This window comes from Chryseobacterium pennae (assembly GCF_003385515.1).
Lineage (GTDB): Bacteria > Bacteroidota > Bacteroidia > Flavobacteriales > Weeksellaceae > Chryseobacterium > Chryseobacterium pennae.
Genome location: NZ_QNVT01000001.1, coordinates 54,472 through 67,039 on the forward strand (window position 1 = coordinate 54,472; position 12,568 = coordinate 67,039).

General features: G+C 35.7%; 10 protein-coding genes and 1 riboswitch. Of the genes, 4 read left to right on the forward strand and 6 right to left on the reverse strand.

Going from position 1 to position 12,568, the window contains the following annotated elements; all coding sequences use genetic code 11:
• Positions 1 to 78 precede the first annotated feature (78 nt).
• Both DRF65_RS00250 and DRF65_RS29210 read left to right on the forward strand, forming a co-directional pair.
• Positions 79 to 744, forward strand: a complete 666-nt coding sequence (locus DRF65_RS00250) for a hypothetical protein (RefSeq protein ID WP_115967894.1) — start codon at positions 79 to 81, stop codon at positions 742 to 744.
• Positions 705 to 845, forward strand: a complete 141-nt coding sequence (locus DRF65_RS29210) for a T9SS type A sorting domain-containing protein (protein ID WP_394337809.1) — start codon at positions 705 to 707, stop codon at positions 843 to 845. Before DRF65_RS00250 ends, DRF65_RS29210 begins: the two co-directional genes overlap by 40 nt.
• Positions 846 to 1,073: 228 nt before the next feature.
• On the opposite strand, the gene DRF65_RS00260 is transcribed toward DRF65_RS29210, so the two are convergent.
• Positions 1,074 to 2,474: a hypothetical protein gene (locus DRF65_RS00260; RefSeq protein WP_115967896.1), complete on the reverse strand. Its 1,401-nt coding sequence runs from the start codon at positions 2,472 to 2,474 to the stop codon at positions 1,074 to 1,076.
• A gap of 320 nt (positions 2,475 to 2,794) precedes the next feature.
• The gene (locus DRF65_RS00265) at positions 2,795 to 3,307 is read right to left on the reverse strand and encodes a hypothetical protein (RefSeq protein ID WP_115967898.1); all 513 of its coding nucleotides are present in this window, start codon (positions 3,305 to 3,307) and stop codon (positions 2,795 to 2,797) included.
• Between the two features lie 990 nt (positions 3,308 to 4,297).
• On the opposite strand from DRF65_RS00265, the gene DRF65_RS00270 reads away from it, so the two are divergent.
• Positions 4,298 to 4,615: a transposase gene (locus DRF65_RS00270; protein ID WP_228438469.1), complete on the forward strand. Its 318-nt coding sequence runs from the start codon at positions 4,298 to 4,300 to the stop codon at positions 4,613 to 4,615.
• A gap of 65 nt (positions 4,616 to 4,680) precedes the next feature.
• Positions 4,681 to 4,881: a hypothetical protein gene (locus DRF65_RS00275; RefSeq protein WP_115967901.1), complete on the forward strand. Its 201-nt coding sequence runs from the start codon at positions 4,681 to 4,683 to the stop codon at positions 4,879 to 4,881.
• Positions 4,882 to 5,544: 663 nt separating this feature from the next.
• Here the strand turns inward: DRF65_RS00275 and DRF65_RS00280 are convergent.
• The 4 genes from DRF65_RS00280 to DRF65_RS00295 are packed head-to-tail and all read right to left on the reverse strand — an operon-like array spanning position 5,545 to position 12,266.
• Positions 5,545 to 7,827: a T9SS type A sorting domain-containing protein gene (locus DRF65_RS00280; protein ID WP_115967903.1), complete on the reverse strand. Its 2,283-nt coding sequence runs from the start codon at positions 7,825 to 7,827 to the stop codon at positions 5,545 to 5,547.
• 30 nt (positions 7,828 to 7,857) lie between these two features.
• On the reverse strand, positions 7,858 to 9,075 hold the full coding sequence (locus DRF65_RS00285) for a cell surface protein (protein ID WP_115968624.1): 1,218 nt from the start codon (positions 9,073 to 9,075) through the stop codon (positions 7,858 to 7,860).
• 15 nt (positions 9,076 to 9,090) lie between these two features.
• Positions 9,091 to 10,227 carry a YncE family protein gene (locus tag DRF65_RS00290; RefSeq protein WP_115967904.1) on the reverse strand — a complete coding sequence of 379 codons (1,137 nt, stop codon included), beginning with the start codon at positions 10,225 to 10,227 and terminating at the stop codon, positions 9,091 to 9,093.
• The gene (locus DRF65_RS00295; protein WP_115968626.1) at positions 10,224 to 12,266 is read right to left on the reverse strand and encodes a TonB-dependent receptor plug domain-containing protein; all 2,043 of its coding nucleotides are present in this window, start codon (positions 12,264 to 12,266) and stop codon (positions 10,224 to 10,226) included. Before DRF65_RS00295 ends, DRF65_RS00290 begins: the two co-directional genes overlap by 4 nt.
• A 113-nt stretch (positions 12,267 to 12,379) precedes the next feature.
• Positions 12,380 to 12,566: riboswitch (cobalamin riboswitch) on the reverse strand.
• Positions 12,567 to 12,568 lie beyond the last annotated feature (2 nt).

Genomic DNA, 12,568 nt, shown 5'->3' on the forward strand with positions numbered 1-12,568 from the left:
ATTATATAAATAAAATAAATAACATAATTATTTTATTTATAAATTTACATAAAATTAAATATCCAAAATTTTTTATATATGAAAACTAATTTATTATTGAGCTCACGCAATTTAAAGGCTACAATTTTTGTTTCCTTATTATTTCTAACAGGTGGCAAATCTTTTGCCCAGATAGTAAAATACTATGCCAACAGCCAAACCAATCAGGTACATGGAGTATGTATAGGGTGTGGAGTTACAAATCCACTGAATGCAATCGGACCTAACGAGACAGATTATTCTGTTATACAGGTTTCCATTGGTTTATTGGCCCGTACTGAGCAGACCCTGATTTTCCCTAACAGTGCTTACACCAATAAATTGGTAATTGGCATTGGCTCCAATGGAACACCATTGAGTGCACAAGTACTAGGTGGAGTATCTATTGAGACATTCAACGGAGATGTTTCTAACAATGATTATCAAAATCTGAACAATGATATTCTAAAGCTTGGGGCGGCAGATCCAAGCAAAGGGGAAATTGAACTTACCATGAACAAGCCTTATGATCGTATCAAGATCAATGTAAACGGAGGATTACTGAGCCTGGGTGGAGAACTTAGAGTATACTATGGATACCAGTACAGAGATCCTTTCATCAGCTTTATGGCTCACAGTGAACTCTGGATAAAAATTTACAGGCAAAAGGTTCAGAGATTACGCTTATCAATACTTCAGGAAAAGAGGTATTCCGTACGAAACTGAATTCTAATACATTTGAGACAAAGCAAGCACAAGGAATATATATTATGACGATCAAAACGAAAGAAGGAAAAACTTATTCCAATAAAATTATGATTAAGTAATAACAAATAATGAATATAAATGAAGCCGTTACAGTTATGAGACGGCTTCATTTATTTTCGTAAATAATTAAAAAATCAATTTGAGTTCAAAACTTCATATTTTATAAATATACATCAATTTTGTATTGACACGTTTTTATAATTACGGCTAAGATAGGTGGCTTCCAATTTATCAATTACAACTAACCTTATTACCAGATCTTTAGCGCAAAAGTACCCAAACTAAACTCAATCTAAAACTTGGGCATCACAAAAAGTGAATGCCTGTAGAATATCATTGAAATTAGTTTCATAAGTTACTGTAAGTTCCTTAAAATAATTTTCTGCTGAAATTGTAAATGCAATCCCACTAAAATCGGTAACTCCTGTTACAGCCTGCGCCAGTAATGTTTGTCCTTCTGTTCTTATTCTTAAAGCAGGCGTGCCTTGTATTCCTACCATTTTAAGTTTTCCTCCTGTATCTGTTGAAATTAATTGAGAATCTCTTGAAGTATTGTTTACATATCTAAACCAGGTTGCTTTAGTACTAACAAAGTTAATTGGCTTGTCAAAAACTAATGTAACGTTACTATAAGCTCCGGTTCCCAGATCTCCTAAAGTACCAATTCTGTAATAGTTTCGTTGCATAGTTATCCCAGCCTGTGTTGCCGTTGCAGAAAAAGCTGTATAAGGGTCCCTAACAGCAACTCTACTCCCTTGCGTAACTTTAGCATACACTTTTACTGTTTTACCACCTTGAACAGTAATAGTTGTAGGGCTGTTGGGATTTGTACTGATATTAAATCCATACTCTTTACTGGTACAGATAGAATTCCAATTATTGTTTGCAGTGACATTTATTGTGAAATTACAAGTTTTTCCATTTAAATTTATTGTAAAACTTGCCGTTCCAGAAGTAATAGGGACACCTGTAATACTAAGATTTACACTTCCATTACCATTTACCAATGTCCCTGCTGGAGCCGTTGCAGTAAGACCTATTACTCCAACAGAAGCTACAGAAATAGCACCATAAGATTGTCCGCTACCACCTGTATAATTAATTATTTTTGTACCTGAACTCTGAGTTGCTTCAGTATATACTCCTGTTACAGCCCCACTGGAACAAACTAATGTGAAATTACATTCACACACACAATTGGACCATCCGGAAGATCTGAATACTCTTACACAATCCAACGTGGAATCATACATCGTTGTTCCTATAGCGACATTCCCCCCCATTGGGTTAACAATGTTCTGAGGACCTGAATTGGTAGGAAGAACTAATCCCATGGTATTGGTTGTTCCTCTATTGATATCTAAAGCACCTCTAGGATTAGAAGTACCCATTCCTACAGTTCCGCCAGTCGGATTGAGGACCAGAGGAAGACCTGCATTAGATATCTTACCCCGGGAATGAATATAAGATCCATAAGGAGAATTAGACAGAGTACCAAAATCTAAAGCGTGATTGGTATTACCATCTACTCTCAATGTACCCTTTCCTTCGTCATTCGAAGTTCCATCAGGATTATAATTTGTCCCTTTAATATCAAGCATAGCTTTGGGATCTTTCGTTTTAATTCCAACCTGACCAAAGGATGCAAACGATAGGAATAAGCTATATAATATTATTATTTTTTTCATTATAAATAAGTTCTATTTGTGTTGTACTAAATAAAGTCATCTCAACCTTTTATTTTAAAATTTCCTAAGAGGGATTACTATAAATGTTTACTCTTTGTATAATTTCTGATCAAAATAATGATCAGAAATTATTTCAAATATTCATTGTGTTTTTTATTGAAAGTCAAGATGACTCTAACAATTTAAATAGTAAACGGAAGCTCAAAACTCAAAATTGATCAACATAACTGATAATGGATTCATATAAAAAATATGAATATCCTTTTCTGCCATGAAAGAAAATTTTGTTATTTTAAATTGATCTGATAAATCAATTAATTTTAAGGCGTTGTACACAGACATTGTGACCAGCCTGTAGACTTAAATACTTTTATACAGTCTGAAGTGGTATCATATATTATAGTACCTATTGCAACAGATCCTCCCTGTGGATTGATGATATTCGAGGAATTCTGATTCGTAGGTAAGACCAACCCCATGGTATTTGTAGTTCCTCTATTGATATCTAAAGCACCTCTGGGACTTGTTGTCCCTATACCTATACTACCTCCATTAGAGTTCAGCACAAGAGGAAGTCCTTTGTTACTTGATTTATCAAGGGATTGAATGTATGAACCAAAAGGAGACTTAGAAAGCGTACCAATATCTAAAGAGTGGTTTGAACTTCCATCTACCCTCAATGTAGCCTTTCCGTTATCATTTGATGTTCCATCAGGATCATAATTCGTCCCTTTAATATCAAGCATAGCTTTGGGATCTTTTGTATTAACTCCTATTTGGCCGAAGGCTACAATGGAAACTAATAAACTGGAAAATAAAAGTATCTTCTTCATATTTGTGTTATTTAACAATAAATAAACTTTTAAATTTATGTTTTTGCGAAATTACATACCATGCGCCTAATATTCCAAAAACACACACACTACATACATACATCGTTATCAATGTTTATAATGCATTTCTCAACACTACACCAATACTACGAAGTCAATAAATAAAGGATAAAATCAAAATAATTATGGGCACTCAATAGCATTAAATCCAATTATATTGATTTATTTTTTCACCATTTTTTCAAGATTTTATAAATAAAATCAACTTAATATCGTTCAAAAAAAATCGTTTAAACCCAAAAAAGTACTAGATTTTTTGAATAATTTTCAGGTATTACTAACTGATCGATCATTTCATTCGTAATTATTTTTACAATATAGCAGCCATTCCCCCATTGTCCTACTTACTTATTTCATCCCAAAACAACAGTTATCGAATAACTAATTTTGAATTACTATAAATTTTCATGAACAAAATAAGATTAATCTTTCTTTTTCCGGTAAGCAGTATTCTTTTATTGTTATTTAAAAAAAAAGATCAATGTCATCTGTATTCGAAACATCTTTATCAAAATAATCAATAACGAATATTAAAGCAGTAAATTGTCCGAAATTTCCATAAGAAGCGGTAAATTCTATACTTAATTAAAGAGAAATCCTAAAGTCTATACAATCTTACTATTCGTTGTAACTCTTCTGGTATGACTTTATTATTGGTATTTAAGTTTATATGGATCCAACATTTCTGAAGCTTTGATCAGTAAAAAACTCTGTGTTATGACACATTATACATTTCTGTTTAAAAGTAAGATAACCTTGTTTTCGTTTTCTATAAAAACCACTCCCTAATTCCGCTTTACTTTATCTTACTTACTATTGAAGTTGTTTAAACTTATTTAGAGATAAAAAGAGTTCCGAGAAAATCAGCAAATTTGAATTGCAATTTAAACAACTAACAATCTGGAAAGCAAAAACAAAATAGAGAAATGGATTTCACCTCATTTAAGCAGAGGGAAACGGGCATTTACCACAAAATTTGATTTAACCCAGGTTATGTGTCTAATAATAAAACGATTGAAAACAGGTTGCCAATGGCGGGAATTGAGGTTGAAAGAATATTTTGGAAGAGAAAAAATAAGCTGGCAAAGCATCAATTATTGTTTCAATAAATGGAGCAAGGGTGGTTCTTTCAGGAGAATTTGGATTCATCTTTTGTACAGTAACAAAAGGGCTTTAGACCTGTCAAGTCTCCAGCTTGATGGAAGTTATACCAGAAGTAGAATGGGAGGAGAAGGGTTGGTTATCTAGGTAGGAAGAAGTGTAAAACGACTAACATTGTTTTTCTCTGTGATAATCAGGGACAAATGCTTTCAATGGGAACCCCAAAAAGTGGAGAGTATTATGATTTATATGAAATAGAAAATGTTCTTGAAGAAATTATATCTTATTTGAATCACGCAGAAATAGAATATAAAGGCTTATTTATCAATACTGATTCAGGTTTTGATAGTGTTTACCAATCACATCAAAATAGAAAGCCAAATTTCTTCATGAATGATAATAGAAACCAGTGACAGGTTTTCCTATTGAAGGATATTCCCGTCCCAATTATAAAATCTTCATAAGCATCATGTTCTGGATGCCAGTACATTCTGTAAACCTACTTGATTATGAATATCTAATCTCTGAACATTAGTATTGGCAAAAGCGTTCCATCATATATAATTGTTCCTATAACAGACTCTCCTTCTTTTGAATTGATCATGTTTTTACGATCTGCATTGGTAGGAAAACCAACCCCATTTATTGGTGGTTTCTTTAATTGATGTCTAACGCACCCCTGGGGTTGGCCCTACCTAGACCTACCTGATAGAACAAAACATTCGCAAAGAATATCAAGGGATAATAAATAATTTCTTTTGTTTTCCATTTGGTTTGATTTCAAACAAAAATATATTTCCCATCGCTCAAACGCCAAAAATACGCGTACACCTTATATACAACAGTTGTAATATCTATGATACTCCGAATACTCTACACGCATCCTACAACCTCAATAACTAAAAGGGCGTAGCTTCTGTATTTCGATCATTCCTTCTTTGTCAATTTTAGTACAAAAAACATAAAACTTTCATCTTTTTCTGACAACGCCAAATAAAATACGCAACGTTTCTATAAAAAAAACCCGGCCAATTCCTGGCCGGGTCAGAGTGAAACAAAAATTAGCTATGCTAAAATTAATTTTTAATTAGTTTTTGCTGATATACTGCTTTCTCAGTTGTAGCTTTTAGAATGTACATTCCTTTTGGTAAGATGCTTACATTTACCTGTCCGTTGTTAAACTGAGTATTGATCAGTTTACCTGAAACATCATAAATAGAAACATTTACCACTTTTTCCTGCGTTTTGATATATAAAATATCTGTAACAGGATTGGGATAAATACCGAATTCCAGTTTCTTCACCTCTGCTGTTGCCAGTGTAGAGGTAATGCTGTTTACCTTAAGTATTTTTTCCACCACTTTACCGTTAGAATTAAAGCTGATTACAATATCTGTTGTTCCTGAACCTATTGGAGTAAGCACTAATTCTTCATTGGCATTAATTTCCGCTGACACTACTGATGGATTCGTGTTTGATTTGATTGTTTTTACAATAGATGATCCAAAACTGTCTTCATCGGAAACCATTGTTTTCAGATCAATTGTGGTAATACCAGTCGCGGTAACCTGTGACGGAAATGTATTGCTTACTACGGGAGCTGTATTATCCGGGAATACAGCCAATGAAGGGAACCAATAGTAATCATTTAATATTTTCGTATTAATAAGGTTACCATTTCCATCAAATGTATGAATCCAGTTCTTCATGAAGTGTATTGAGGATCCGCTTTCCGTAGTATTCAGGATAAGGTTTCCTGTAGACGGATTTACACGAAGTGCTGCACCATAAGGAATTTGTTTATAAGTTCCGGTTTGTCCAGGCAACGTAATAAAACTTTCGTTGAATTCTTTTGTAGTAACATCAAATCTTACAATCTGGTTACCCGCGTTAAATCCTGATCCGGCTTTGATCCAATATAATGAGTTTTCCGTATTGCTAGCTGTAAAACTTCCTGCATTCCATGCTCCCCACGAGTCAGAATATTTTGTAGTTGGAATATTATAATACTGTACAGCAAGTGTTGTTGGATTAATATTGGCCAGTTTCTGGCTCTGAATCGCCCAGATACTTCCATCCTTCGCCTGAGTAACAGAAATAAAAGGACCTGCAATAGTATTGACAACTGTATCTGTAATTGGGTCAATCACTAAAATTCCTGTTGACTGCTTTATGGCAAAAACATATTTTGAAGTACGAATCATATTTCCGATCTGCCCGGCATACTGACTTCCGCCACCGGTTGTTGCAATCATATTACCAACCTGTAGGTTTGCAATATCAAATAAGAAAATACCATTAGACGCTCCAATATATCCTTTGGTCTCATTTACACCTAAGAATGATCTTCCATCTCCACCTCCAATATTGTTAAATGTTGCAATTTTCTGCATCGTCTGTGCATTGGCAATTACCAGTCTGCCTCCAGGTGTATACTGGGTATCTCCTCCATCAGCTGCCTGCTTGGATACAAAATAAAATTTATCTCCGTAGATGGTTCCATATTGAGTAGTGGCTCCGAAAGCATTATTATTGTTTGCATTACTGTAAACACGGTAATTGATTGATCCGTTATTATCTATAAAGTTTACGGAACCATTAGTGTGCCCGAACCATTCTTCATTCACCATAAAGAATCCGTTGGTAAAGTTGGTAGAACTTACATAAGGGGAAACCGGTGTAAGAGTGGAAGATATTGCGGGTGTTTGAAAATCCGGGCTGTAATTCCAAACATCCCACGATCCATTTTCTAAAGCACGGGAGGAAGCTCCTACACCAGAAAACCCGAAGTCAGCATCAGCTGGATTTTTCACCCAATAAGACCAAAATCCATTATACCAACCTGATTTCCAATGATCGTTGATATCTTTTGCTAAATAATCATCAAAATCATACGCTGCTGTATTTACAATACCATCAATAGGATACAGAGGGTAAGTCGCATTACCGCTTTTAATCAATGCGTTAGAATCCTGTCCATTCAAATCAAATCCCAATCCTCCTATTGCAGTTCCGAACTGAGTCCCCTGATAAAGCAATGTAAAGAATCTTTTGTCCGTCTTTGCAATGGCTTTAAGCATATCTTCACCTGTCGCATTACCATCCCATCTGAATCCCCATACCAAAGCGTCCGGGTTTTTACTGTCATTCCACTGTACTACGAATGCAGCCTGGTTAGAACCTGTTCCTACCCAATACTGAATATCAGAAAAACTGATGTTCGTTGCAGCATTCTTATTGATGGTATTCGAAAGGTTATTCCCCGAAATATCATTTCGCGGTACACCCTGTACTTTTATCTGAGCATTCGTGAAAAATGCAAACAGAAAAAATAGGGTAAAAAGGTAAAACTTTTTCATTTTTATTGATTTAAATATATTTTATGTTCGTTATTTTTTTAAATGCAAATCGTAGGCTCCTGCCACTTCTGTAGAAACTTCTCCCAGCCAACCAGCTTCCTGGTTTATTCCTGTATATACTTTTACGAAATCAATTCCCGGCAGTTTTACGTATTTTCCGTTTCTGTCAACGGCCCATGAAATATCAATATTGGAAGCCTCATCATTATTGGGGGCATTATCTGCATATCCGAATTCGTAGGATTTTCCTACCCAATAGTTCCCGGCTCCGCTTTGGTCGTAAAAATTATCTTTAAGTCTTGTTCCTGTAAACCCGTAAGAGGCATCTGAAAACCATAAAGGATAATAACTTTGTGAGTGGAAAGTATTTCTTGTTTTAAATCCCGTGTTCCCCTGGTTATCCTGCCATTTAATATATTCTATATCGGTTTGCCAAGGATCATTTCCAGGAACAGGTGTCTTATTTTCATTGGGTTTGAAATAGGTAATGCTGTAATTTTTGGTGGTTGTATTTTTAAAATATTCACTTCCGGCAATTTCATACCATTCATCATCATCAGGCTTTCCGTTTTTATTTTTATCATAAGCTACCATAATAATTCCCGGCTCACAGCTTCCTGAGCGGGGATCATTGGCAGAGTTTCCGAAAAATGCATTTCCTAAGACCTTAAAATCTCTTCCTTCCATATTGGGAATGGTATGGTCAAAACCAAATACGACATATCCTCCAAAACCTCCAAGACTTACCATAGAGGAATTAGATCCTACCAGATAGTTATTGGCTTTTTTGATCATATCTGCGGTTGTATTTCCCTGATCGAATTCAGGAATTTCATTCATAAACTGTCCTACAGCCGGACGAAAGTCAAATACTTTAGAAATATATTTACTTAGTGTTCCTGCTTCCTTAGTCACTTTGATTTTAGAATGAAATACTTTATCAGTTCCTACTTTTAATGTTAAAGGGTAAATAGCGGTCTTGGTGCTGATAAATTCCAGTTCTGAATTCTGGGAAATGATGGAATCATTAATGCTCCAGGTGATGTTTCCGGAAATATTCGTAGGAATACTCAATACTCTGAAGCGTTCAATGGTATAAGCAGTATCTAATCCTTTAAACGTTGGAGGTATTACTTCCGGATCGATAGGTGCTGCAACCTCATCATCATGTTGACAAGAAGCAAGCATTCCTACAAACAGAAGGGATAAAAACCCGGCTGTTAAATAATTAATAGTTTTTTTATTCATGTTGATCAGTTTCATTTAATTATATAAAAAGGCAAAATGGGCAGGGATATTTCCGCCTTCAGTCTTCCATTTAAAATGTCCGTTTTTATCAAAACAGTATACAAATCCCATGGACACATAGTTTCTGGCATCTGTCATATAAATATCTTCGGTAATTGGGTTTACTGCTATTCCGTAAGGCGTTTTAATGATTGTTTCATACTCCTTATCAATAATCCTGTTGGAAATAACCTGTTCGGTCTTTACATCTATGATTCCAAATGTTTTTACATACGCGTGAGTATTGTAATTGAATTCATTTCCGTAATAATACAGTTTATCATTTACGATGGTCATTTCACTAACGGCAATATGAAAGTCTTTCTTGATCACTCCTGTTGCCGCATCTACCAGATATAAATTGGAAGGAACGTTGTAATAATCTCCTCTTGAACTTACATACAGATCTCCGTAATTGTCTTTTTTAAGACGGTGAAGGTTGATGGCTACATCAATTTTTTTCTTTTCTGTAAAAGTGTTCAGATCAATTACTGAAAGAGTTCTGTCATAATTTGGAACCATATATCCTCCGGAATTGGCAACAAATAATTGATTACCCACAATTTCCATTTCTTCAGGCTGATATCCTACTGTTGCTGTACGTTGAATGGTCAGCGATACCGTATCTATTTCTGCTACTTTTCCTTTAGGTGCTAACGGATTGATATCCACAGGACCAGCATAGCTGCTGGCATAGGCTTTCCCACCTTTAAAGGTCATGTATCTGCAGTTCTGTAGATAAATAGACTTGATATGTTTGGCCGTTTTGGCATCCAGCACTTCGATGGTATTGGAAACATTAACCACAATGTAGAGCTTACTGCCATAGATTTTAATATCATTTCCTACGTCACCCAACTCTTTTAAAACGTTTGGATTGATCTCGGAATAGATATTTCTGAAATAGGTTCCTTTGGTGTAATCAAAAAAATCAAGGGTGCATTTATTGCTTCCCATATTTCCTTCATTCAATACATAGAATCCTTTTATTGCTGTATTCTCCACAGGGTTAAGCCCTTCCACAACTTCCATAGGAATAATGACATCATCGGTGCGACAGGAAACCAGGGCAATTAATGTCAAAAACAGGAAACAAATATTTAGCTTTTTCATAAATTAAAGTTTAAAGTGAGTCTGAAGTTTCTTCCCGGCATAGGATAATTGATTACCACATCATAGTACTGGTTAAAAACATTATTCATTTCCAGATTGATTTTAAAAGGATGTCCGGCCAGGCTCAGTTTTCTCTGAATAGAAAGATCGTGGGTATACCAGGGCTGAATAAAATTATACTGAATATTATCCAGCTGCCCGTCATATCTTTTCCCTACATAGATTGTACTGTAGTTGAAGCTCCAGTCTTTATAATCAGCCATTAGGGTAAAGGATCCGCTATGCCATGGCGTATAAGGAATTTGTTCTCCATAATAGGTTTCTTTATCCCCGGCATTGTTTGTTTTATCCTGAGCACTCTGATAGGTATATGATAATAATGGTTTAATTTTTACATTCCCCAACATCATTTCAGCCTGCACATTAACATCTGCTCCAATGATTTCAACCTTCCCAAGATTCACCATCATCCAGCGAAACATATTAGTGGTAGGTACTGCTACAATTTTATCTTTTACTTTGTTATAATATCCGTCCACTTTTACATAAAGACCTTTAAACAGGGAATGATCATACCTTTTCTGATAGGTAAATCCTACGTCATACTGATGGGTAAACTCTGGTTGCAGATAGGTATTTCCAACACTCGTATAATACAGGTCATTAAAGGTTGGTAATCTGAAAATATTTTTATAGAAAGCTCTGAGGGTAAGCTCTGGTATTGCTTCCGGCTGATAGCTCATAAAGAAAGCGGGTGTCCATTCTCTCCTGTCATCAGGGCGCTTATTCATTTTTACTTCCTCAAAGGTAAATGTCCCTAAAAGGCTTCCTAAAAACTTAAATCTGTTCCATTGATAGGTAGAAGCTAAAGCTACAAGCGTAGTATAGCGGGTAGGATATGAAAAATTATACAAATTAGCATCCAGATTATTGTACTGAAAATCTCCATTCAGACTGACATCCCAATTAGGAGTGATGGAGTATACATTGGAAGAGGAAAGATAAACCTCCCGTTGAATATAGGTATTGATAGCGGGCATCGCAGACTGAGACAATACCGTATCGTTAAAATAAGTGTAATCGTAAGCAAACTTCGCCTTCAGCTGAGTTTCAAGCTTAGGAAACAGCTTTTTCCTGAAATTGGCCTGAACAAAATAATTTTCATCAAGCATTCTTGCTCCTCTTGCCTTAAAACGGTTCTTCACAATGGGCGCCGGAATACCACGGTTTGAAATATAACCATACCCACGTATATTCCAGCTTCCGTTATTTAAAGTTCCATTAATAGCGGTTTCAAAACGCTTTGCTTTAATGTCGGAGTCATATCTTTTGGAAATGGTATCAGAAGCAGTAGCCCCATTAGGATATTTCCTGCTATAGTGGAACTTGTAAAGCCCATCGCTTTGGAGAAATTCCGCACTGACGCTTGCTGAAACTCTTTTTGAAATCTTTTGCTCTAAGCGAAAAGAAGGATTAAATAAATCAATAGAAGCACTTTTTGCTCTTATCAGAAGATTGGTTTTCCTGTTTCCTGTGAATACCGGCGTTTTTGGTTGTAAATAAATAGATCCTGACGATCCGAAGTCTTTTGCCGGTTGAAAAATCTCACTTTTCTGACCATTGTACAACGAGATCTCTTCCAGATCATCCAGAGAATATCTTCCCAAATCGACCACTCCGTTCTGAGCATTTCCCAGCTGGATTCCATCATAGAAAACACCTACATGCTGGCTTCCCATACTTCGGATATTGACCGTCTTCAAACCACCCATTCCACCGTAATCTTTAATCTGAACTCCGGAGAAATAGCGTAAGGCATCAGCAACAGAATGACTGTTGAGCCTTTCCAGTTCTTCCCCCTGTAAGACCTGAGCCGGAAGGATTTCTTTAAAATTCTTTTTGTAAATATTGACAGTCTTTATGACTTCTCCTTTGATACTGTCTTTTTTTCTGGTTTGAGAAAACAGAATCTGAGAAGTTAACACGAATACCGTGAAAACAGTTTTATGGAATTGAAATGTACTTAGTTTTGCTATCATTAGCTCATTCATGGATCATGATGACGCTAATGGATATAAGAAAAGCAACGACAAAGCACAGCTGTTACTGCACAGAATCATTGTTGTCCTAAGCTTTATTCCACGAAAGCGTCAAACGTTTATTATTTCTGGCAGGTCTTCTGACTTACTCCGTTTTTGAAATCCTTCCCATTCCTAAAAACAGTGGATCTATTCTTCAAAAACTTTGGTGCGGAGCTTACAGCAGCGGGTCTGCTCCGGATTTTCACCGGATTCCCTTTTAAGAGCTTATTATGGCTCACCAAATTCCGGCAAAGATATAA